Here is a 22,019-nt window from a genome sequence, read left to right as displayed (position 1 = left end):
GGAGCGCCAGGACGAGGACGAGGGCGAGGGCCCCTTCGCGGCGCCGGCGGTGGGTCAGCGCGGACCGTCGGTACCCGTCAGCCGGAAGCCCGCTCCGCGCACGGTGTCGATCAGCGGCGGGGTGCCGAGCTTGCGGCGCACCTGGGACATCAAGACGTCGACCACGTTGGACTGCGGCTCGGCCAGACCGTCCCAGCGCCGCTCGGTCAGCTCCGCCCGCGTCACCACCTTCTCCGCCTGGAAGCAGAGGTGGCGATGGCGGCGAAGCGAGTTGATCGAACTCCGGCGCGGTGACTCGACAGGACGGACGCGGTCAGCCGATCGAGGCGATCGCGTGATCCGGCCGGGCCGGGCAGGTCCATGCGGCGCTGCCGCCGACCACGCTCGCGCGCATCGGATGCGCATGTCCGGGACACCGGGGTCGAGCCGCGCCATGGGTCAGCTCGATCACCCAGTCCTGGAGCCTGTCGGCCAGATGGACCAGGGCGTCGAGGGGTTGCATCTCGGGCGTCAACTGGATCCGGGTCCCGTCGTCGCCGAGCTCGACCACGACATACACGCCGGGGTCCAGCGGCGGTTCGTCCGGCGGACCGAAGGAGAGGCTGGAGCGGTAGACCCCGGTCCCGGTCGGGGGAGATGGCGGAGCGCAGTGCCCGATCGGCACGGTCACGACATCGATCCGGTAAGCGTCAGTCAGGCCGAGGCTGTTCACAACCGCCTCGGCCTGCCCGGCTACCAGGTACAGCGGTTCCATGGCGGCGATTGTCCGTGATGCGGCGCCTATCGGTCGGCGATCGCTTCCGATCCCTTCCGGGGCTGCCCCAGGCTTTGACCAGGAATGCGACATCGGTCCTCGATTCTTCAGGAGCGCTCTCGCCCGGGGACGCCACGTCCGCCCTCCAGGACGGACGCCGCCTCGGGCGTGAGCGTCGGGAACGCCCTGCGCGCCGAGCGCGGTGCGGAGGGCCCCGGTAGTGGGGTTGACCTCGTCGTCGGGCAGCGGCGGCTCGATCGAGTAGCTCACAGTGAAGGAATCCGTCGACCTCGACAACGCGTGCACCGTCAGTTCGTGCCGGCCGGACAGGACGGAGATCCGCCGTACTGCCTTTCCCCTGTTGCTCATGAGCTCCGTCACCCCGGCATGTCAGACGCTGCCAGGCCTCGGGACCTGGTGCGGCCCGCAACGAGTGCCACCACCACGGCTGGACGAAGTCGGGGGCTTCCCTTCACGATTCGCTGATGCCGAACCAGCTTGCCGGGGAAAGGAATGAGGTTTTGATGAGATGGATTCCCCGCCCGCGCCACCGACTTCGGACCGGGCCTCGTCATCGACGTCCCCCTGAGCCGCCAGAACCACTGGAAGACAGGCAAGCTCCTGGCACAGGGTGCACAGCGGTGGAAGCGCTTGGTCTCCGTCACGGGAAGCGGTCCCGGGCATGCTTCATCGACTCAGCTGATTCCCGAACGGCCGCCGCCTCTGCCACGCACCCGGTCCGTCACACCTCCTCGGCGACCGAAGCCGGCACCACCTCGCCGCCCTCCCCGACGACCGGCTCCACGAAGGCTGCGCCCACGCTCCTCATGGCGGACCAGATAAGCCATCTGACGCCACGTTGCCTCTCATCGAATCCTCACCCTTCCCCGGCGAAGCTTTGACCGCAGCCGGCAGCGGCCCACGACATCGGGACGGGTGCTGCCCGCCGAGCACCACTCACTCGCAAACCCCTCATATCCCCAAGTCCCTCGGCAAGAGCCGCCCCCAGAGGTGAACCTGATGGGGACCCGGCTGCGTGGATACGTCTGTAGGGCAACTGCAGGGTGGCCTTATGTTCACTCAGCCATCTGGTAACGAAAGGGAGACCCAAAGATGAAGATCCTGTTCGCCATCCGTGACGCGTCCTTCGCCAAGAAGAGCCTGAAGGCCAGCGCTTGGTACATCTGGTACTAAGCCGGCTGATCGGTACCTCCGGTACCTGAACAGCTGATCCGCCCCCGCCCCTGCCCCCTCGCGGCCTCCGCCGAGAGATCGGGCCCGGGGCGGGGGCGGAGACCGGCCCCGGCAAAGTCTCGGAGACATCACATGGCACTCTCCCCCGCCTCCGCCCGTTCGCGAAACACCGTGCTCTCCCCCCGACTTGAGGCCCTGCTCAGGGACCATCTAGGCAAGGACGCCGTCCGGCTCGAACCCGACACGATCGGGGTCGCCGGGCCCGAGCTCACCGACCGGATCCTCGCCGCCCGGCGCGCCACCGAGATCGAACGGCCCACATTCAAACCGCTGCACGGCCGTTCGATCACCCGCACCGAGGCGTCCTCGGTGACGCGGACGATCGGCAGCGACGTGCGCGAGGCGCTGAAGGCCCCGCTGCCGCAAAACATCGACCTGTCCGGTCCGTGGCCGCTCACCGGACACCTCTTCCTGCGCGACCTCATCCTCGGTCGGGACCCGCGCCGGCTGCGGATCCTGATGAGCCGCAATCTCGAACTGACGCCACTGCTCACCTGGTTGGTGATCTCGGCCGGCGCCGCACTGCCCGGTAGGCCCAAGCCCGGCGACGACCTCACCGAACTCGGCAAGCTCACCGCGAAGGCGGCCAACTACCAGGACCGACGGTACGCGCTGGGCATGTACCGCCGAGCCGCCGCACCCGTCTGCTTCACCATCTCCACCCTGGTCGCGAACGCGCTCTGGCTCGGCTCGCCGTTCGACGACAGCACGCCGAACCGGAACATCATCTTCGAGTCACTGCGCCTGCTGCCGCCGTCGTGGAACATCCTGCGCCGCGCATCGCCCGAGTACCCCGCGCTCGATCCGCGGATCGGCGCGGGCGACGACATCCTCGTCCTGCCGCTGCTCTCACATCGCGACCCGACGCTGTGGGAGGACCCGGACGAGTTCCGCCCGGAGCGCTGGGACCACCTCGACCCGGACAGCACTCCCGGCTACCTGCCGTTCGGGCACTCCTCCGAACGCTGCTGGGGCCGGCACATGGTGATGCCGCTCGCCGAACTGCTGCTGGACCAGATCCGGGCAGCCGGCCTGGTCGTCGACCCCGAGCAGCGGACCGCCAAGGTGCCACTGCTCGGTCTGCTCGGCGTCAGCGAGGTCCGCGTCCTGAAGGCACGCGATGCACACTGATCACATGCACACCGAGCACGGGGATACCGAACACAGCGCTACCGACTCGGAGTTCGCCGACGGCCAGTTCTACGCCGACCCGCACGCCGCGTACCGCCGCCGGCGCACCGAGGGCGGCGCCCGCAAGGTCCGGTTCGGCGGCGCGGCCGGACTCGAAGGCTGGGTCGTCACCGGCCACGCCGAGTGTCGGGCCGCCCTCGCCGACCCCCGGCTGAGCAAGAAGGCCGTCACCGAGGCGTTCGCCCAACACGTCGGGAACTCCGAGGGCGACCCGGGCCGCGACCTGATGACGCATATGCTCAACTCCGACCCCCCGGAGCACACCCGACTTCGCAAGCTAGTCCAACAGGCTTACACCGGGCGGCAAGTGGCGACCCTACGACCGATGGTCGAGCGCCACGTCGGCGCACTGCTGGACCAGCTGGACGGGCTCGAATCGGCCGAGCTGATCAGCGAGTTCGCGCTGCCGCTGCCACTCGCGGTGGTCTTCGACCTGTTCGGCGCGCCGCAGGCCGAACGGGAGAACTGCGTGTGCCGCGTGTGCTCGGTGTCGACGACTTCGCCCTGCGTCGGCGTCAGCGTTACGCCACGGTGCTCATCGACGCCGAGACCGGCGAACGGATCGACGTCCTGCCCGACCGCACCACCCAGACGCTGGCCGCATGGCTGCGCGAACACCCCGGGGCCGAGTACGTCTGCCGCGACGGCTCCGGATCCTACGGCGAGGCGATCCGCCAGACCCTGCCCGAAGCGGAACAGGTCAGTGACAGGTGGCACTTGTGGAGCAACCTGTGCGGGAAGGTCCTGGCCGAGGTCCGCTCCCACGCCGCCTGCTGGGCCACCGCCGTGAACCCGGCCCGACCCGGGGGCATCCGCGAGCAGACCACCCGTGAGCGCTGACAACAGGTCCACAATCTGCTCGACCAGGGCGTCGGCCGGCTCGAATGCGCCCGCCGCCTCGACGTCGCCCTGAACACCGTCAAACGGTACGTCCGCATGAAGGAGCCCACCGGCGACCGCCGCGCACCCCGCTACAAACCCACGCTCGTCGACCCCTACCGCGACCACCTGCGCCGGCGCCCGGCCGAGGACCCCGCGGTGCCCGTCACCCACCTCCTGCGCGAGATCAAGGAACTGGGCTACACCCGCAGCGCGAACCTCCTGGCCCGATACATCACCCAGGGCCGCGCCGAGGGCGACAAGCCCGTCACCACGCCGCAGCGCTTCGCCCGCCTCCTCCTCACCCGTCCCGACAACCTGCGCGACAGGGACGCCGCACTGATGGGAGAACTCACCCAAACCTGCCCCGAGATGACCGAACTCGCCCGCCTGACAAGCGAGTTCGCGAAACTGCTGACGCCGGCGGAGGGCAACGACGCCAAGCTCACCGACTGGATCACGTCAGTTCGCTCCGCCGACCTGCCCCACCTGCGCTCCTTCACGAACGGCCTGGAACTGGACCGTGCCGCCGTCGACGCCGGACTCACCACCCCGCACCACAACGGCCGCACCGAGGGAGTCAACACACGAACCAAGAAGATCATGAGGCAGATGCACGGCCGAGCCGGGTTCTCCCTGCTCCGTCATCGCATCCTCCTCCAGTGATCACTACCCAGTGCTACCACCGATTACGGGACAGAGCCAGTTCAGCGGTGCTCGGGGTTCTCGAAGTCGAAGCGGCAGCCGGCGTCCCACTCGGAGCGCTGGTTGCCGTGCGCCGGGATGCCGCCGGCGTCCTTCAGCATGCGGGCCAGGTGAAGCTGGTTCCACGTCATGAAGGTGGTGTTGCGGTTGGTGAAGTCGTTCTCCGGGCCGCCCGACCCCGGGTCGAGGTAGGACGGCCCGGGGCCGGCCTCCCCTACCCAGCCGGCGTCGGCCTGGGGCGGGACGGTGTAGCCGAGGTGCTGGAGGCTGTAGAGGACGTTCATCGCGCAGTGCTTCGCGCCGTCCTCGTTCCCGGTGATCAGACAGCCGCCGACCCGCCCGTAGTAGGCGTACTGGCCTTCGGAGTTGAGGATCGACGAGCAGGCGTACAGCCGCTCGATGACCTTCTTCATCACCGACGAGTTGTCTCCCAACCACACGGGCCCGGCCAGCGTGAGGATGTCGGCGGCCATGACCTGGGAGTAGATCACCGGCCACTCGTCCGTCTCCCACCCGTGCTCGGTCATGTCCGGCCACACGCCCGTCGCGATGTCGAGGTCCACCGCCCGCAGGACGTCGACGGCGACGCCCTGGCGTTCCAGGATGCCGGTGCTGACGTCGATCAGGCCCTGCGTGTTGCTGCGCTCCGGGGAGCGCTTCAGCGTGCAGTTGATCACCAGGGCGCGCAGGTCGGCGTACGACTTCGTCGGGTCCGGCACGGGTTCCTCCTCCGGAAGCTGTGGAAGACCGGTCCAGCCGCGGGCTCCCCGCACAGCTCACCAGCCCGGCGTGCTGGGCGCCCGCGGGGCTGAGCCGGTTGCCTGACCGCCTCCGCCCGGGTGTGCCGTCTGGTGACGGTTCCCCGGCCGGGCGAGGATGGCGGCATGGGTGTCGACGGCTCCGCTGCCGGGCTGCTGGTGACGAACGTGCGTGTCTTCGACGGGATCGGCCCGGAGGCGGTGCCGGGACACGTCCGGATCGAGCGGGACAGGATCGCCGAGGTGCTGCCGGGCGCCCAGCCCCCGCGAAGCGCCCACGGGGCGACGGTGCTCGACGGCGGCGGCCGCACGCTCATTCCGGGGCTCACCGACGCGCACGTCCACCTGTTCGCGATCGGCGGCACCATGGCGGACCTGCAGCTCGGATCGACCGGCGCCGTCTACTACCAGGCGCTGACCTCGGCCCGCGAGATGCTGATGCGCGGCTTCACCACCGTCCGGGACATGGCCGGCGACACCGAGCCGCTGCGGCGGGTCCTCGACCGCGGGCTGTTCCCCGGCCCGCGGATCTACCCGAGCCAGGCGGCCGTGTCCCAGACCTCCGGCCACGGTGACTTCGGGACCGCCTACGACACCCCGACCGCCCTGGGCGGTCCGCAGGCCCGCACCGAACAGCTCGGGTTCACGCGGGTGGCCGACGGGCCGGAGCGGGTGCTCGCCGCGGTGCGCGAGCAGCTGAGGAAGGGCGCGGCGCAGATCAAGCTGATGGCCGGCGGCGGAGTCGTGTCCGAGTTCGACCCGCTGGACGTCCTGCAGTTCACCACCGCGGAACTCGAGGCGGCGGCGGCCGCGGCCGCCGACTGGGGCACCTACGTGGCCGCGCACGTCTACACCTCCGAGGGCGTGCGCCGCGCGGTGGACGCCGGGGTGCGCTGCATCGAGCACGGACACCTCGTCGACGAGGACACCGTCCGCTACCTCGCGCAGAAGAACGTGTGGCTGAGCACCCAGCCGTTCGAGGTCGACGACCACCACTACGCCTCCCCGGACAGCGACCGCAAGAACCGCGAGGTGTGCGAGGGCGTCGCCCGTACCTTCGGCTGGGCGCTGCGGCACGGCGTTCGGCTCGCCTTCGGCACCGACCTGGTGTTCGATCCCGGGAAGGCCCACCGACAGAACGAGATGCTCGTCCGGCTCGGCGAACACCTCAGCCCCGTCGAGGCCCTGAAGCTGGCCACCTCCGGCAACGCCGAACTCTTCCGCCTGTCCGGCCGCCGCGACCCCTACCGGGCGGCGCCGCTCGGAGTCATCGCACCGGGGGCCTGGGCCGACCTCCTGGTCGTCGACGGCGACCCGACCACCGACCTGTCCGTCCTCGCCGACCCCGTACGCAACCTGCGCCTCATCGTCAGGGGCGGCGTCGTCCACAGGAACGAGCTCGGCTGACCTCCCCACGGCACGGCGGAACGCCGAGGGCCCGTCACCACGGGTGATGGCCCTGCTCGGCGCACCGGGATTGCCGGGCCCCGCCGGTCCCGGGAGGCTGGGGGCCCGGGAGGAACCACCCGAGCACCAGGAGCCCCCGCGCATGTCCCCGAAGACCATAGCCGTCGCCGTCGCCGCCCTCGCCGGCACCGTCACCCTGGCCCACTTCGCCTACGCGGGCGCGCCCATCACCCTGTCCCGATAGGGAAGTTCCCAGGTCAAAGGAGTGCACTGAAGCCGGAGTTGTGAAATGTGCACGCCCTTTCAGGGGCTTCTCCCCTGGCACCGATGCCGCCAATTCAAGGAAAGATTCCGTTACTTACTCGATCGGCGCGAATCCCTTCCGCTCGCCGACCGAATCTGACAGCATCGTCCGCTATCCGGCGACCGAAGGCCGGTGATCACCGCGCCGGTATGCCCGTGGGGAGCGGCAGAAGGACGAGGGGGAGATGTGACCATCCAGGCCGGCACCACCGCGCCCACCCCCGCGCCCACCCCCGACTCCGCCCACGCCCACGCCCACCGCCCCGCCCCCTGGGTCCGCACCAGACTGCGGGCGAACCCGCTGGCCGCGCTGCTCATGGCGGCCCTCACGTTCGTCACCGTCTTCCTGGCGACGGCCTTCCCCCGCGTCACGGACCGGGGCGCGGACACGGCGCTCCAGGAATTCGTCCGGCAGAAGGGCCTCCACCCGACCAGCCTGCAGACCACCTCCAAGACGCGGGACGACGACACCGCCGCCGCACTCGACCGGGTGCAGCAGCAGCTCGTCGAGCAGGTCGGCGGGCAGCTGACGCTGGCCCAGCGGAACCAGGCCTACGGCGCCCGCGCCCTGAGCGACCACTCCATGGCCAATCCGGGGTACGCCCACATCTCCGACAAGGAGCCCTACCCGGCCCTCGGCCTGCTCTACCTGCACGACCTGGCCTCCCGGGCCACCCTCACCGAGGGCACCTGGCCCACCCCCGGCACCGTCGGCGGCCCGCTGCCGATCGTGGTCAGCAAGCAGGCCGCGGAGACCATCCACATCAAGCTCGGTGACGTCATCGACAACGGCGCCGAGAACTCGGGTGCCAAGCGGACCACCGTGGTGGTCGGCCTCTACCAAGTCGACGACCCCCAGGACCCGTTCTGGGACGAGCTCGGCTGCCCGGCCCGTGCCTGCCTGAACACCCAGGCCGACCACGAGCACTGGTCGACCAGCGGCTTCGTCGACGGCGGCAGCCTGCCCGCGATGATCCGCTGGGGCTCGAACGCCGAGAACTTCTGGCGGCTGTCCGTCGACCCCGCCTCGCTGCGCACCGACCGGATCGCCGACACCCGCGGCGTCATCACGTCCTTCCTGACCGGGCGCGACGCCACCGCCCTGGTCGACCGGACCAGGCGCGCCGACCTGCACACCGTCTCGGGCCTGCCCGAGATCCTCACCGAGGCGGACCGGCGCCACCGGGCCACGCTGCCGCTCAGCGCGATCGGCCCGGCCGGTGTCGCGGGCGTCGCCACCGTGGTGCTGTTCCTGGCCGCCGCGCTCACCACCGACCGGCGCGCCGCCGAGATCCGGCTGCTCCAGGCCCGCGGCGGCTCCCGCGCCGGGGTGCTGCGACGGCTGCTCGCCGAGGGCGCGGTCACCGTACTGCCCGCCGCCGTGCTCGGTACGGCCCTCGCCCTGGTGCTGCTGCCCACCGCCCGGTGGGAGCGCGCGGTGCTGGCGGCGCTGGTCGCGACCCTGGTCGCGCTGCTGGCCTTTCCGGTCCGCGCGGCCCTGCTGTGGTCCCGGCGGCGGCCGGTCGGCGGCCGGCGCCGACTGGTCGGCGAACTCGCCGTCCTGGCGGGCACCGTCGCTGCCGTGGCGGAGGTCCGGCGCCGGGGCGTCGGCCACCCCGGGGCCGGGGTGGACCCGCTGCTGGTCGCCGCGCCGCTCCTGCTCGCCGTCACCGGCGGACTGGTGCTGGCCCGGATCGAGCCGGTGGCGGTCGGCCGGCTGGCCGCCCTCGTCGGCCGGGGCCGCGGCCTGATCGGCTTCCTCGGCCTCGCCCGGGCCGCCCGCGACGGCTCGGGCCGCCGCAAGCCCTCCGTACTGCCGCTGCTCGCCCTGCTGATCGCCGTCACCACCACCGGCTTCGGCGCCACCGTGCTCGACACCGTCGACCACGTACGGACCCACGCGGCGCGCATCGCCACGGGCGGGGACATCGCCGTCTCTCTCCCGGACTACGCCACCCTGACCGGGTCGTTCACCGAGGCCGCCGCCGCCCTGCCGGGCGTCCGGGCCTCGACCGCGGTCCAGATCCAGCCCAAGGTCCGCATCATCGACGACGACCGGAGTGCCACCGAGGCCTACCTGGTGATGGTGGCCGATCCGGCGGCGTACGCGGAGATCGCCCGGACCCTCGGGGTCGACGGGTTCGACGCGGCGAAGCTGGCGGGGACGCCCGGCGGCCGGGACACCCCGGTGCCCGCGCTGGTCAGCCGCGACCTGGCGGAGCGCCTGGCCGCAGGGCCGTCCCAGGTCCGCACGCCCAACGGCAACGACCTGCGCCTCGGCGTCGCCGGGATCGTCGCCGCCACCCCCGCGCTGCCGGACCCGGGCAAGCCGTTCGCCGTCGTCTCGGCCGGCGCCGCCTGGGAGCGGCTGCCGGACGCCCGGCGACCGAACCAGTGGTTCGCCGTCGGTGACATCGACCCCGAAGGGGTCAGGACCGCCCTGCGGGACAACAGCGGCGCCCGGCCGGTCGGTCTGGCCAAGCTGATCGCGGACAGCGCCACGGCCGTCGGCAAGGACACCCACGGCCTGCCCGCCGGATTCACGGTGCACAGCAGCCGGGAGACCGCCGCCGCGCTCGGCGACGACCCGCTGCAGCACGCCGCCGAGCGGCTGTTCTGGTACGCGGCGGCGGCCAGCGCCGGGTACGCCCTGCTCGCCGTGCTGCTGACGCTGGTCCGGGCCGCGGCCGACCGTACGGCCCTGCTCGCCCGGCTGCGCACCATGGGTCTGCGGCCCCGCCAGGGGCTGGCACTGATCGTCACCGAGGCGCTGCCGCGGACGCTGGCCACGGCCGTCGGCGGCGGCCTGGTCGCGGCCGCGGCGGTCGCTCTGCTGGGCGGCGCGTTCGACATCTCGACGCTGGTCGGCGTCAGGGTCGGGGAGGTCGTCGCCCCCACCCTGCTGCCGGTGCTGCTGCCCACCGCGGGCCTGGCCCTGCTGGTCGGGCTCGGGGTGCTGGCGGAGGCACTGGTCGCCGGCCGGCGTCAGATCGCCACCGAACTGCGGGCCGGGGAGCAGCCGTGACCGTCCCGCCGGACAGTCCCTACCCCGGCAACCGCCTCCCGGCCCCCGCACTCCGCGGCACTCCGCTCAGGCCGCGCGGCCGTACCCTCCGACCGGCAGGCCCGACGGGAGCGGAGCCGGCGGCCCGGCCGGTCACGCTCCCCGCCCCGGGCACCGCGCGCCAGGCCCGGGCGGCCAGCGCACCGGAGGCGAGGGCGACACCGCCGAGGGCGACGGAGGCCGCGCCGAGGCCCAGCGTGGCGCCGAGCCAGCCGGCCAGGGGGTAGGTGAGCAGCCAGCAGCCGTGGGAGAGCGAGAACTGGGCGGCGAAGACGGCGGGGAGGTCCTCCTTGGCCACCGAGTCGCGCAGGACGCGGCCGGTCGGGGTGAGGATCAGTGAGCCGGCCGCGCCGAAGGCGGCCCAGACGGCGAGCAGGACGGGCCAGCGCCAGGCGCCCGGCCCGGCGGCCGTGAGCGCGGCGAGCAGGGCGAAGAGCCCGACGATGCCGAAGGCCGCCGGGAGCATGACGATCCGGTCCGGGACCCGGTCCAGCACCCGGGGCAGCAGCAGCGCCACGGCCATCGACCCGGCCCCGTAGGCACCGAGCGCGATCGGGACGTCGGCGGCCGGTCGGCCGAGCTGGCCGCGGACGTAGACGACGGTGTTGACGATCACCATCGCCCCGGCGGCGGCCGCCGCGAGGTCCAGGGCGAGCATCGCGCGCAGCCGGGGCACGGCGAGGAACAGCCGGGTGCCGCGCCCGGATCTCGCGAGGACACCGGCCCGTTCCGGGCGGGCCGACTCCGGGCGGTCCGGCCCCGGGCGGACCGGCTTGCGCAGGACCGGCTTCGGCAGGACGGCGGAGACCACCAGCGCCGCGGAGGCGAGGAACCCGGCCGCGGTGCCCCAGAACAGCCAGTTGTAGCTGACCAGGGCGAGCAGGGCGGCCGCCAGGACCGGGCTGACCAGGCTCTCGGTGTCGTAGGCGAGCCGGGACAGCGACAGGGCGCGGGTGTACTCGCGCTCCGCGGGCAGCACCTCGGGGATCACCGACTGGAAGGCCGGGGTGAAGGCCGCCGAGGCGGACTGCAGGACGAAGATCAGGACGTAGACCTGCCACACCTCGGTGACGAACGGCAGGGTGAGGGCCACCGCGGCCCGGGTGAGGTCGGAGGCGGCCATCAGCCGTCGCCGCGGGATGCGGTGGGCCAGCGCGGAGACCACCGGGGCGATGCCGACGTACGCGAGCATCTTGATCGCCAGCGCGGTGCCGAGCACCGATCCGGCGTCCGCTCCGGCGAGGTCGTACGCCAGGAGGCCGAGCGCCACCGTGGCGAGGCCGGTGCCCACCAGGGCGACGATCTGGGCGGCGAACAGGTGCAGATAGGTGCGGTTGCGCAGCACGGACAGCATGGAGGACCCCGCTCGACTGGGCGCGGCAGGACGACACCATCAGGATAGGTCAACATGTGCACGCATGTGCACATGTTGACCGGAAAGCGGCCCGCACCCAGAAGGGCACGGGCCGGAGAATCGGGTCGAGCGAGGGTCAGTCGTGCGGCGGGAGCCCGCCGATCTGGTGGTCGGCGACGCTCAGCGCCTCGTCGACCAGCCGCCGCAGGTGGCCGTGGCGCAGCGCGTACACGACGCGCCGGCCGTCCTTGCGGGTCGTGACCAGCCCCGCCAGCCGCAGCTTGCCGAGGTGCTGGCTGACCGACGTCCGCGGGGCTCCGGTCGCCTCGGTGAGCGTGGTCACGTCCGCCTCACCGGCGCTCAGCCGCTGGAGCAGGGCGAGCCGGGTGCGGTCCGCTAGCAGCGCCAGGATGCCGGCCGCGGCGTCCAGCCGCTCGTCGTCCCGATGCTCCTGCGCATGGTGTGCACCTGATATCCGAAGGCTCCCGCTCATGGCGACATCGTAGGGCCCCCGGCGCCGCCTGCCGAAGCGGCCGTGGCACCGGACCGGCACGACGAGGCCGGAGGAGCCGCTCGCGACTCCTCCGGCCGGTTGGTCACCTCAGGCGTTCTTCGCCCAGAGGAAGCCCGGTACGGGGGTGTACCGCGCGGCCGCACGCCAGTCGTCGTCCGGCGGGCAGGGGGTGGGCGGACACGGGGGCGGCGGGCACTCCTTGCTGTCCTTGACCGTGATCTCCACGCGCGGGCAGTCCTCGGTCAGCTCGACCGTGGCCACCGCGGGCTGCGGCAACTCGTAGCCGGGAGGCGCCTGCGTCTCCTGCCAGTAGTACGTGCCCAGCGGCAGGTCGGCGGCGGAGCAGACACCCGACGCGGGGGTCACGCACGGAGCGCCCACGGGGGTGTCCGGGTTGGTCCCGTCGGTCTGCAGGCCCGCGAAGCCGTTGGTCTCGCGCCACAGCTGGAAGGTCGCCCCCGCCAGCGGCTTCCCGGTGTCGGCGTCCACCTTCGTGACGGAGGTGGACCCGGTCGGGGTGGACGACTTCGCGTCCTTGACGGTCACCTGGACGTCCGGCCGGGCCGCGTCCAGCACCACCGTCGTCACCGCCGGCTGCGGCAACTCGTAGCCGGGAGGCGCGACGGTCTCCTGCCAGTAGTACGTACCCAGCGCCAGGTCGTCCGCCGAGCAGACGCCCGTGGCCGGGGTGACACACGGGGAGCCGACGGCCGTGTCCGGGTTCGCCCCGTTGGTCTGCAGACCGGGCACGCCGTTGGTCTCGTGCCACAGCTGGAAGACCGCACCTGCCAGGGGGTGGCCGGTCTCGGCGTCCACCTTCGTGACGGTGGTGGACCCGGTCGGCACGACCGACTTCACGTCCTTCACCGTGACCTGGATGTTCTGCCCGTCGGTGTCCAGCACCACGGTCGTCACCGCGGGCTGCGGCAGGTCGTAGCCAGGAGGCGCCTGCGTCTCCTGCCAGTAGTACGTGCCCAGCGGCAGGCCGTCCGCGACGCAGAGACCCGACGCGGGCGTCACGCACGCCGAACCCACGGCCGTGTCCGGGTTCGCCCCGGAGGTCTGGAGGCCGGCCACGCCGTTGCTCTCGCGCCACAGCTGGAAGGAGGCTCCGGCGAGCGGCTGTCCGGTGACGGAGTCGACCTTGGTGACGCTGGTGGCACCGGTCGGAGCGACGGTCTTGGCGTCGGCGACGGTGACCGCCACGTTCTGCCCGTTGGCGTCCAGTTCCACGGTGGTCACGTTGAGGTCGGGCAGCTCGTACCCGTCGGGGGCCGAGACCTCCTGCCAGTAGTAGGTGCCCAGCGGCAGGCCGGTCGCGGAGCAGACACCCGAGGCGGGGGTCACGCACGGGGAGCCGACGGCGGTGTCCGGGGTCGCCCCGGTGGTCTGCAGGCCCGCGACGCCGTTGGTCTCGCGCCACAGCTGGAAGGTCGCCCCCGCCAGCGGCTGCGAGGTCGCCGAGTCCACCTTGGTCACGCTGGTGGACGCCGTCGGGGCGGCCGTCTCGGTGTCGGCGACGGTGACCGGGACGTTCTGCCCGTTGGTGTTCAGCACGACCGTGGTCACGTTGAGCTCGGGCAGGTCGTAGCCGGGAGGCGCCGCCGTCTCCTGCCAGTAGTAGGTGCCCAGCAGCAGGCCGGTCGCCGAGCAGACACCCGACGCGGGGGTCACGCACGGGGAGCCGACGGCGGTGTCCGGGGTCGCCCCGGTGGTCTGCAGGCCCGCGACACCGTTGGTCTCACGCCACAGCTGGAAGGTCGCCCCCGCCAGCGGCAGCGAGGTCGCCGAGTCCACCTTGGTCACGCTGGTGGACCCGGTCTCCTCGACCGGGCTCAGGGTGTCCCTGACGGTGACCGGGACGTTCTGCCCGGCCGTGTCGAGGACCACCGTCGTCACCGCGGGCTGCGGCAGGTCGTAGCCCGGAGGCGCCTGGGTCTCCTCCCAGTAGTAGGTGCCCAGCGGGAGGTCGGCGACGGAGCAGAGGCCGTTCCTCGCCGTTGTGCAGGGGGCGCCGACCTTGGTGTCCGGGGTGGTCCCCGAAGTCTGCAGGCCCGCGACGCCGTTGGTCTCGCGCCACAGCTGGAAGGTCGCGCCCGCCAGGGTCTGGCCCGTGACGGAGTCGACCTTCGTGACGCTGGTCGAGCCGGTCGGGGCCGGCGGGTTGCAGTCCGGGAGGTCGCCGTCGAAGGGGTAGGCGTGGAACTCGGTCCCGGTCATGCCGCCGCCGGAGTTGTGCAGCAGCGTGCCGGTGGTGAAGAACCGTCCGTTCAGGCCGGGCAGGCTCATCGAAGCGGTGCTGGCCGGGTTGCCGACGAGCACGCTGCCCTGGAACTGCCCCGATCCCGTGAGGGTGACGGTCGTCGCGGTGGGGAAGTTCCACAGCAGGCGCTCGCGCAGCTGGTTCCAGGGGTCGGTGTCCTCGAGGCTGCCGCTGTACGTGTTGACGGTGCGGGCGTCGCCCACCAGGTTGACCAGCACGGTCGCGTTCGCGGGGATCCCGGCGAACGCGATGCCCTGGGTGGAGCCGCCGCGCCCGACGAGGTCGAAGTCGACGTTGAAGACCTGCAGTGCGGAGGTGCCGTCACCGGTGAACAGGGTCTGGAACCCCTGGTTGACGGCGGTTCCGGTGGCCGGGCGGGGCGCGCTGACCCCGGCGTAGCACTGGCTCGCGGTCTGCAGCTCCCCGCGCAGCGGCGTGTAGGCGGCCACCGCCTGGGCGTCCTGGATCTTCGTGCCCGTGATGGTGCCGGTGGCCGTGCCCGCGTAGCGGACGACGCCGCCCTCGGCCAGCAGCGACTGCCCCGGGGCCACGGTGACGTCGCCCCCGGCGGTGAGGAAGTCGGCCCCGTCCGGCGGGGGGACGCGTGAGCCGACGCCGACGATGCCGATGTTGTAGACGGAGCTGACTCCGGCGGCCTTGTTCACGTCGAAGCTGCCGAGGGTCACCACGTGTCCCTCGGCCTCCGCCGCCGACTCGCTCACGTGGAAGTCGCCGCCGACGAAGATGTTCACGCCGGCGTCGCGGCCCGCGAAGGGCCCGTTGTTGACGGGCGGGAAGGTCGCCGGGCAGTCGGCGCCCAGGCACGGCCCCAGGCCTCCCGGGAGGCCGGCCGCCTGCGCCGCCGTCGGTGAGACGAGGGACATTCCGAAGGGGACGAGTGTCAGGGCCAGGGCGGTGCCCACCGCCCTGCCGAATCGGCGTCTCCAGGTGAGCGTCGTCACCGGATCCTGACTGGGCTTCACCTCGGTCCTTTCATCGTTCGAACACAATGTGGCCCTCGGAGTGTGATCAGCCGGCGCGCCGGGCGCGTGCGACGCGCACACGGTGTCCGCTGAACGCGGCGCCCGTTGCACCCGATCGGGTGCACACGATGCGGCGGCCGCGCGGCCGCAGGGTCTCCCGGCCCCGGATCAGGGCCCTCCGGCCCTGATGCGCCATCGGCGGCGGCCCCATCCTGGACGCGTCGAGGCCCCGTCCCGCCGCCTCGCCCGAACGACACCACGAGTCCCGGAGGACCCGCATGTTCTGCTTCCAGTGCGAACAGACCGACCGCACCGGCGCCACCCCCGGATGCGCCGGTCCGATCGGCAACTGCGGTAAGGATTCCCCCACTTCGGACCTCCAGGACCTGCTGATCCACGCGGTCAAGGGCATCTCCCAGTACGCCGCGAAGACGCGCGCCCTCGGCGACCCGGACGACGAGGCGGCGGCCTTCGTCCTCTACGCGGTCTTCACCACGCTCACCAACGTGAACTTCAACCCGACCCGCTTCGCCGCCCTGATCCAGCTGGCCGTCGGCGTCCGCGACCGGGCGCGGGAGCGGTACGAGCGGGCCGCGCGGGCCGCCGGGCAGGAGCCGCAGACGCTCACCGGGCCGGCCGCGTGGACCCCGGGGGCGGACCCCGCCACGCTGGTCGGCCAGGCGCCGGGCGTCCGGGTGGACATCGGGCTCCCGCTGGTGGGGCCGGAGGTGGTCGGGCTCCGCTCGCTCCACCTCTACGCGCTCAAGGGCATCTGCGCCTACGCCCACCACGCCGACGTGCTCGGCCGCCGCAGCCCCGAGGTGCTCGGCGGCGTCGAGGAGGCCCTCGCCTACCTCGCCGGCGACCCCACCGACCCCGCCGAGCTGCTGGAGCGCGCCGTCGGCCTCGGCCGGCTGAACCTCGCGGCGATCGAACTGCTCGACGCCGCCAACACCGGCACCTACGGCCCCCAGCAGCCCACCGCCGTCCGCACCACCCCGGTCGCCGGCAAGGCGATCCTGGTCAGCGGCCACGACCTGCGGGACCTGGAGGCCCTGCTGGTGCAGACCAGGGACCAGGGCATCAACGTCTACACCCACGGCGAGATGCTCCCCGCCCACGCCTACCCGCTGCTCAAGGCCCACCCGCACCTGGTCGGCAACTACGGCGGCGCCTGGCAGGACCAGCAGCAGGAGTTCGCCGCCTTCCCCGGCCCGATCCTGATGACCTCCAACTGCATCATCGAGCCGCACGTCAGCTACCGCCGCCGGATCTTCACCGCCGGACCGGTCGGCTGGCCCGGCGTGCGGCACCTCGCCGACCACGACTTCCGCCCGCTGATCCAGGCCGCCCACGCCCTGCCCGGGTACCCGGAGACCGCGGCCGAGGAGGAGGCCGTCACCGTCGGCTTCGGCCGGGACGCCGTGCTCGCCGTCGCCGACCAGGTCGTCCACGCCGTACGGCAGGGCGACATCCGGCACTTCTTCCTGATCGGCGGCTGCGACGGGCCCACTCCCGGGCGCGACTACTACACCGACTTCGCCCTCGGCGCGCCCCGGGACAGCGTGGTGCTCACCCTCGGGTGCGCCAAGTACCGCTTCAACCGGCACGACTTCGGCGAGATCGCGGGCCTCCCCCGGCTGCTGGACCTCGGCCAGTGCAACGACACCTACTCCGCCATCCGGATCGCCACCGCGCTGGCCGACGCCTTCGAGTGCGAGGTCAACGACCTGCCGCTCACCCTGGCGCTGTCCTGGACCGAGCAGAAGGCCGTCGCGGTGCTGCTCACCCTGCTCGCGCTGGGCATCCGCAACATCCACCTCGGCCCCTCGCTGCCCGGCTTCCTCACCCCCGCCCTGGTCGACGAGTTGGTGAAGCGGTTCGACCTGAGGGTGATCGGCGACCCGGCCGCCGACCTGGCCGCGGCCCTCGAACGGACGGCGTCGTGAGCACGGAGAGCCTCGTCGGCACGGACGCCCCGCCGGCCGCGGCCGGATCGCACCCGGTCGCCCTCACCACCAGCGACGGCGGCCGGCTGGAGTTCGACTGCGCCCCCGGCCGCAGCGTCCTGGAGGCCGCGGCGGAGGCCGGCGCCGCTCTGCCGGCCTCCTGCCGCCAGGGCACCTGCGGCTCCTGCCACGCCTCGGTCACCGGCGGGCCGTACGAACTCGGCCCGCACAGCGAGCAGGCCCTCCCGCCGGGCGCGCGCGAGCGCGGCGAGGTGCTGCTCTGCCGCACCTTCCCGTGCGGGCCGCTGACGGCCGTCCTGCCGTACGAGCAGTCCCGCATCCTGTACGGCGGCATCCCGGTCCGCGAGGCCGTCGTCTCGGCGCTGGACCGGGTGACCCCGGACACCGTCCGGCTGGAGCTGCACCTCGACGACCCGGACTGCCAGTTCGACCCGGGCCAGTTCGTGGAGCTCCAGGCCCCCGGCGACGAGGTCAGGCGCGCGTACTCGCTCGCCAACACCGGCAACTGGGAGGGCCGGCTGGAGTTCTACGTCCGGCTGCGGGAGGGCGGGCACTTCTCGTCCTACCTCGCCGACCGGGCCCGCCCGGGCGACCGGCTCACCGTGCACGGCCCGCAGGGCGCCTTCGGTCTGCACGAGACCGGCCTGCGTCCGCGCTGGTTCGTGGCCGGCGGCACCGGCCTGGCGCCGCTGCTGGCGATGGTCCGCCGGATGGCCGAGTGGCAGGATCCGCAGCCGGCCCGGCTGTTCCTCGGCGTCAACGAGCCGCAGGACGTCTACGGGTTGGACGAACTCGCCGCCGTGGCGGCCGAGTTGCCCGGCTTCCGGTACGAGGTCTGCGTGTGGAGGCCGGGCCCCGGCTGGTCCGGGCCGACCGGCACCCCGGCCGACCTGCTGGCCGCCGCTCTGCCCGAACTCGGCGGCGCCGCACCGGACCTGTACGTCTGCGGGCCGCCGGCCATGGTGGACGCGGTGCTGCACGCCGCCGCCTCGGCCGGGGTGCCGCCCGAGCAGGTGCACCGGGAACGCTTCCTGGCGACCTGACCGCCCGCACCGCTCCCCCCGGCCTCACCTGACCGGGCCGTCGCCGACCCGCTCGGCGGCGGCCCGGTCCGCTTCCGGGCTCCCGTCCGCGCCGCCGGCGGAGTCGTACTCGGCGAGGGTCTCGCGGGTGAAGCCGAAGAAGTAGGTGGCCAGGAAGCCCACCAGGTAGCCGGTCAGCAGCCCGCCACCGTAGACGGCGGCGGCCGCGAGCAGTCCGTGCGGACCGGCCAGCAGCGGGAAGAGGGCCCAGCCGGAGGGGCCGATGGCGGTGGAGCCGACGGCGCCGCCGAACTGGCCGGCCACCCCGACGAAGGCGCCGCCGGCCGCGCCGCCGACGCAGGCGGTGACGAAGGGGCGCCCCAGCGGCAGGGTGACGCCGTAGACCAGGGGCTCGCCGACGCCGAGCAGGCCCGCCGGGAGCGCGGACCTGATGGTGGCCCGCAGCGAGGCGTTGTGGCGCAGCCTCAGGTAGACGGCCACGGCGCAGCCGACCTGCCCGGCCCCGGCCATGGCGAGGATCGGCAGCAGGACGGTGGAGCCCTGCTGCTGGATCAGGGTGGTGTGGATCGGGATCAGCGCCTGGTGCAGGCCGAGCATGACCAGCGGCAGGAAGAGGCCGCCGAGCACGAGCCCGGCGAGCAGCCCGCCGTGGGCGAGCAGCCAGGTGGCGCCGTGGCCGATGGCGGTGGAGATCTCCCCGGCGACGAACATCAGACCGAACAGCGCGGCCAGCCCGCCGAGCAGGACGGTGACGGTGGGGGTGACCAGGACGTCCAGGGCGGCGGGGACCAGCCGGCGGGTCCAGCGCTCCAGGTACACCGCGAGCAGCGCGGCGCCGAGCGCGCCGACCACGCCGCCCTGCCCGGGGGTGAGGTGGTGGCCGAAGGCCTCCACCTTGGCGACCCCGGCGTAGACGATCACGGCGGCCACGGCTCCGCCGAGCACGGGCGTGCCGCCGAACTCCTTCGCCGTGTTGTAGCCGACGAAGACGGCGATCAGGGACATGAATCCGGCGGAGACCGGCCCCAGGGCGGTGACCAGCGCCGGCGCCCAGCCGAGGTTGGCGAGGGCCCCGGAGAGGCCGGCGACGATCCCGCAGCCGATCAGGGCGGGGATCAGCGGGACGAAGATGTTCGCGATCCGGCGCAGCGCCAGCTTCACCGGGGTCGCGTTGCGCACCCGGGCCCGTGTCCGGATGCGCTCGCCGCGGGCGGCGAGTTCCTCGGCGGTGGGGGCGGGCCCCGGTCGCTCCCGTTCGCCCGCCCGGGCCGCTCCGGCCGCTCCACCCACCCCGGCCGGCGCGCCGGGGGACTCCAGGAGGCGGTTCAGCTGGGCGGTGACCCCGGCGACGGCGGCGGGCCCGAGCACGATCTGGTAGGTGTCGTCCTCGACCGTTCCCAGGACCGCCGGCAGCGCCCGGAGCGCCTCGGTGTCGACCAGGGAGCGGTCCGCCAGGCCCAGCCGTAACCGGGTCATGCAGTGGGCGACCGAGCGGATGTTGGCGGCGCCACCGACCAGCGGGAGGATCGCCTCGGCCACGGCGCGGTTCTTCTCGTCCGACATGCCGGGTGACGTACCCGGGTGCTCCCCCGGCTCAACCGCCGTCGTACGCGGCGGTGCCGAGTCGGGCCGCCGGCCGGGGGGCGGCGGCGTCCGCCCGGTCCGGGAGCGGGTCGTCCTCGGTGAGGCCGATGCGCACCCGGTGCACGTACCGGTCGATCAGGTGGCGCAGCACGCTGACGGTGGCGGCGACGTCCGGCTCGGGGACCCCGTCCAGCACGTTGCCCAGGGAGGCGAGGTTGGCCTGTTTCAGACGGTCGATCAGTTCCCGTCCGTCGGCCGTGATCGCCACCCGGCGGGCCCGTCGGTCCTGGGTGTCCTGGGTGCGTTCCACCAGCCGCTGCCCCTGGAGGCGGTCGATCTGCCTGGTGACGTGGGAGGACTTGACCATCAGCCGGGCGGCCAGGTCGCTCACCCGGCTGGGCCCGTCGGTCTCGACGAGCGCGCGCAGCAGGTAGACGTCCGAGCGCGCGGCCGTGACACCGGCTCTCGCCATCCGGCGCTCGTGCTCCTGTGAGCGCGTCAGCAGGTAGGCCAGGGTGTCCAGGACGTCCTCCAGTCCGTCCAGGCCCCCCGGTTCGGTGGCGGCGGTCCGACCGTCCTCGGCGTCTTCTTCGTCCGACATGGGGGAACCTTAGCGATCCGGGACGGCCGTGGCAGCAACGGGGAGCCACGGCCGGATTTCGGACAGTTTCGGCCGACGTCCGCGCACCCCTTTCGCCACCACGGAACGCGAGTTAGCGTGACGTTCAGTTAGTTGCTTTGGGCACGTAAATATGGACCCGACTCAACTCCCGGAAGGGGATTCACCGATGGCCACCGCCGAGAAGACCCCGCGGTTCACCCACCCCGCCGCCCGCGGCGCCTGCCCGTTCGCCCCGCCGCCCGCCTACGACGAGGCCCGGCGGGAGGAGCCGGTCAGCCGCGTCACCCTGTGGGACGGCTCCACCAGCTGGCTGGTCACGCGCCACGAGGACATCAAGGCCGTCCTCTCCGACCCCCGGTTCAGCGCCGACTCCACCCGCCCCGGCTTCCCCTTCGTCAGCGAAGGCGCCCGGCAGCTGAACACCGGCCGGCCCACCATCATCCGGATGGACGACCCCGAGCACGCCCACTTCCGCCGGATGCTGACCGGCGAGTTCATGGTCAGGAAGGTCGAGGCGCTGCGCCCCGAGATCCAGCGGATCGCCGACGAGCTGCTGGACCGGATGACCGACGGACGCACCAGCGCCGACCTGGTCCGCGAGTTCGCGCTGCCGCTGCCCTCGCTGGTCATCTGCCTGCTGCTCGGCGTCCCCTACCAGGACCACGACTTCTTCCAGGGCTGCAGCCGCGTCCTGCTGCGCCGCGCCTCCACCGCCGAGGAGGTCTCCACCGCCCAGGCCGAGCTGGCCGCCTACCTGGTCGAGCTCACCGAGGCCAAGCGCGCCCGGCCCGACGACAGCATCCTCAGCCGCCTGGTGGAGCGCGGCGAGCTGAGCACCGAGGAGATCGCCGGCATGGGCCGGCTGCTGCTGGTCGCCGGACACGAGACCACGGCGAACATGACCTCGCTCTCCGTGCTCGCCCTGCTGCGCAACCCCGACCAGCTCGACCACCTGCGCAAGCACCCCGAGTCCGTGCCCGGCGCGGTCGAGGAGCTGCTGCGCTACCTGAGCATCGTGCACTCCGGCCTGACCCGGGTCGCCACCGAGGACGTCGACGTGGCCGGCGTGCGGATCACGGCGGGCGAGGGCGTGATCTGCATGGTCAACACCGCCAACCGGGACGAGCAGGAGTTCCCGGGCGCGGACGAGCTCGACCTCACCCGCGACGCGCGCCGCCACCTGGCCTTCGGCTTCGGCGTCCACCAGTGCCTGGGACAGCCGCTGGCCCGGCTGGAGCTGCAGATCGCGCTGACCAGCGTCCTGCGGCGGCTGCCCGAACTGCGCCTGGCCGTACCGTTCGAGGAGGTCCCCTTCCGCGGCGAGATGCTCGTCTACGGCCTCCACGAACTGCCCGTCTCCTGGTGACCAGG

15 protein-coding genes and 1 pseudogene are annotated in these 22,019 nt (G+C 72.8%); 8 read left to right on the top strand and 8 right to left on the bottom strand.

The window, feature by feature from the left end:
• Positions 1 to 54 precede the first annotated feature (54 nt).
• Positions 55 to 405 carry a winged helix-turn-helix domain-containing protein gene (locus tag ACGF13_RS29085; RefSeq protein ID WP_392880618.1) on the bottom strand — a complete coding sequence of 117 codons (351 nt, stop codon included), beginning with the start codon at positions 403 to 405 and terminating at the stop codon, positions 55 to 57.
• The gene (locus tag ACGF13_RS29080) at positions 314 to 754 is read right to left on the bottom strand and encodes a hypothetical protein (protein WP_392880615.1); all 441 of its coding nucleotides are present in this window, start codon (positions 752 to 754) and stop codon (positions 314 to 316) included. Before ACGF13_RS29080 ends, ACGF13_RS29085 begins: the two co-directional genes overlap by 92 nt.
• Positions 755 to 1,867: 1,113 nt before the next feature.
• Here ACGF13_RS29080 and ACGF13_RS29075 point away from each other — a divergent pair.
• The 3 genes and pseudogenes from ACGF13_RS29075 to ACGF13_RS29065 form a co-directional block, all read left to right on the top strand.
• Entirely contained in the window at positions 1,868 to 1,948 is an 81-nt protein-coding gene (locus ACGF13_RS29075) for a tryptorubin family RiPP precursor (protein WP_224285092.1), read from the top strand.
• 132 nt (positions 1,949 to 2,080) lie between these two features.
• The gene (locus ACGF13_RS29070) at positions 2,081 to 3,139 is read left to right on the top strand and encodes a cytochrome P450 (protein WP_392880612.1); all 1,059 of its coding nucleotides are present in this window, start codon (positions 2,081 to 2,083) and stop codon (positions 3,137 to 3,139) included.
• A 478-nt stretch (positions 3,140 to 3,617) separates the two neighbouring features.
• A pseudogene (locus tag ACGF13_RS29065) lies at positions 3,618 to 4,744 on the top strand (ISL3 family transposase); the annotation flags it as partial.
• Positions 4,745 to 4,785: 41 nt separating this feature from the next.
• Here the strand turns inward: ACGF13_RS29065 and ACGF13_RS29060 are convergent.
• On the bottom strand, positions 4,786 to 5,502 hold the full coding sequence (locus tag ACGF13_RS29060; RefSeq protein ID WP_392880610.1) for a flavodoxin family protein: 717 nt from the start codon (positions 5,500 to 5,502) through the stop codon (positions 4,786 to 4,788).
• Positions 5,503 to 5,667: 165 nt separating this feature from the next.
• Here ACGF13_RS29060 and ACGF13_RS29055 point away from each other — a divergent pair, with 165 nt between their 5' ends.
• Together ACGF13_RS29055 and ACGF13_RS29050 are read left to right on the top strand one after the other, a co-directional pair.
• Entirely contained in the window at positions 5,668 to 6,948 is a 1,281-nt protein-coding gene (locus ACGF13_RS29055) for an amidohydrolase family protein (protein WP_392880607.1), read from the top strand.
• Between the two features lie 490 nt (positions 6,949 to 7,438).
• Positions 7,439 to 10,276: a hypothetical protein gene (locus tag ACGF13_RS29050; RefSeq protein ID WP_392880604.1), complete on the top strand. Its 2,838-nt coding sequence runs from the start codon at positions 7,439 to 7,441 to the stop codon at positions 10,274 to 10,276.
• Between the two features lie 19 nt (positions 10,277 to 10,295).
• Here ACGF13_RS29050 and ACGF13_RS29045 read toward each other — a convergent pair whose 3' ends face one another.
• The 3 genes from ACGF13_RS29045 to ACGF13_RS29035 all read right to left on the bottom strand — a co-directional run bounded on the left by ACGF13_RS29045 (position 10,296) and on the right by ACGF13_RS29035 (position 15,330).
• Complete coding sequence (locus tag ACGF13_RS29045; protein WP_392880602.1) at positions 10,296 to 11,669, bottom strand: MFS transporter; 1,374 nt, start codon at positions 11,667 to 11,669, stop codon at positions 10,296 to 10,298.
• Between the two features lie 136 nt (positions 11,670 to 11,805).
• A complete protein-coding gene (locus tag ACGF13_RS29040) occupies positions 11,806 to 12,162 on the bottom strand; it encodes an ArsR/SmtB family transcription factor (RefSeq protein ID WP_392880600.1) in 357 nt (118 codons plus the stop codon).
• Between the two features lie 108 nt (positions 12,163 to 12,270).
• Positions 12,271 to 15,330: a SpaA isopeptide-forming pilin-related protein gene (locus tag ACGF13_RS29035; protein ID WP_392880598.1), complete on the bottom strand. Its 3,060-nt coding sequence runs from the start codon at positions 15,328 to 15,330 to the stop codon at positions 12,271 to 12,273.
• Between the two features lie 377 nt (positions 15,331 to 15,707).
• Here ACGF13_RS29035 and hcp point away from each other — a divergent pair, with 377 nt between their 5' ends.
• Entirely contained in the window at positions 15,708 to 17,378 is a 1,671-nt protein-coding gene (hcp, locus tag ACGF13_RS29030; RefSeq protein WP_392880595.1) for a hydroxylamine reductase, read from the top strand.
• Positions 17,375 to 18,442 (top strand): FAD-binding oxidoreductase, encoded by a 1,068-nt coding sequence (locus ACGF13_RS29025; RefSeq protein WP_392880593.1) that lies wholly within the window; start codon positions 17,375 to 17,377, stop codon positions 18,440 to 18,442. Before hcp ends, ACGF13_RS29025 begins: the two co-directional genes overlap by 4 nt.
• Positions 18,443 to 18,466: 24 nt before the next feature.
• Here the strand turns inward: ACGF13_RS29025 and ACGF13_RS29020 are convergent, their stop codons facing one another.
• Positions 18,467 to 20,005 (bottom strand): PTS transporter subunit EIIC, encoded by a 1,539-nt coding sequence (locus tag ACGF13_RS29020; protein ID WP_392880591.1) that lies wholly within the window; start codon positions 20,003 to 20,005, stop codon positions 18,467 to 18,469.
• Between the two features lie 31 nt (positions 20,006 to 20,036).
• Complete coding sequence (locus tag ACGF13_RS29015) at positions 20,037 to 20,627, bottom strand: MarR family winged helix-turn-helix transcriptional regulator (RefSeq protein ID WP_392880588.1); 591 nt, start codon at positions 20,625 to 20,627, stop codon at positions 20,037 to 20,039.
• A gap of 187 nt (positions 20,628 to 20,814) precedes the next feature.
• Between ACGF13_RS29015 and ACGF13_RS29010 the strand changes: the two genes are divergently transcribed.
• Positions 20,815 to 22,014, top strand: a complete 1,200-nt coding sequence (locus ACGF13_RS29010) for a cytochrome P450 (RefSeq protein ID WP_392880587.1) — start codon at positions 20,815 to 20,817, stop codon at positions 22,012 to 22,014.
• Positions 22,015 to 22,019: the final 5 nt, after the last annotated feature.

Source organism: Kitasatospora sp. NPDC048286 (assembly GCF_043201735.1).
In the GTDB taxonomy this organism is placed as follows: Bacteria; Actinomycetota; Actinomycetes; order Streptomycetales; family Streptomycetaceae; genus Kitasatospora.
This window is presented reverse-complemented; position numbering and strand designations above follow the sequence as displayed.

Coding starts and splice junctions, on each gene's coding strand:
- ACGF13_RS29085 (WP_392880618.1), bottom strand. CDS start 405: ATGCGCATCCGATGCGCGCGAGCGTGGTCGGCGGCAGCGCCGCATGGA.
- ACGF13_RS29080 (WP_392880615.1), bottom strand. CDS start 754: ATGGAACCGCTGTACCTGGTAGCCGGGCAGGCCGAGGCGGTTGTGAAC.
- ACGF13_RS29075 (WP_224285092.1), top strand. CDS start 1,868: ATGAAGATCCTGTTCGCCATCCGTGACGCGTCCTTCGCCAAGAAGAGC.
- ACGF13_RS29070 (WP_392880612.1), top strand. CDS start 2,081: ATGGCACTCTCCCCCGCCTCCGCCCGTTCGCGAAACACCGTGCTCTCC.
- ACGF13_RS29055 (WP_392880607.1), top strand. CDS start 5,668: ATGGGTGTCGACGGCTCCGCTGCCGGGCTGCTGGTGACGAACGTGCGT.
- ACGF13_RS29045 (WP_392880602.1), bottom strand. CDS start 11,669: ATGCTGTCCGTGCTGCGCAACCGCACCTATCTGCACCTGTTCGCCGCC.
- ACGF13_RS29040 (WP_392880600.1), bottom strand. CDS start 12,162: ATGAGCGGGAGCCTTCGGATATCAGGTGCACACCATGCGCAGGAGCAT.
- ACGF13_RS29035 (WP_392880598.1), bottom strand. CDS start 15,330: ATGTCCCTCGTCTCACCGACGGCGGCGCAGGCGGCCGGCCTCCCGGGA.
- hcp (WP_392880595.1), top strand. CDS start 15,708: ATGTTCTGCTTCCAGTGCGAACAGACCGACCGCACCGGCGCCACCCCC.
- ACGF13_RS29020 (WP_392880591.1), bottom strand. CDS start 20,005: ATGTCGGACGAGAAGAACCGCGCCGTGGCCGAGGCGATCCTCCCGCTG.
- ACGF13_RS29015 (WP_392880588.1), bottom strand. CDS start 20,627: ATGTCGGACGAAGAAGACGCCGAGGACGGTCGGACCGCCGCCACCGAA.
- ACGF13_RS29010 (WP_392880587.1), top strand. CDS start 20,815: ATGGCCACCGCCGAGAAGACCCCGCGGTTCACCCACCCCGCCGCCCGC.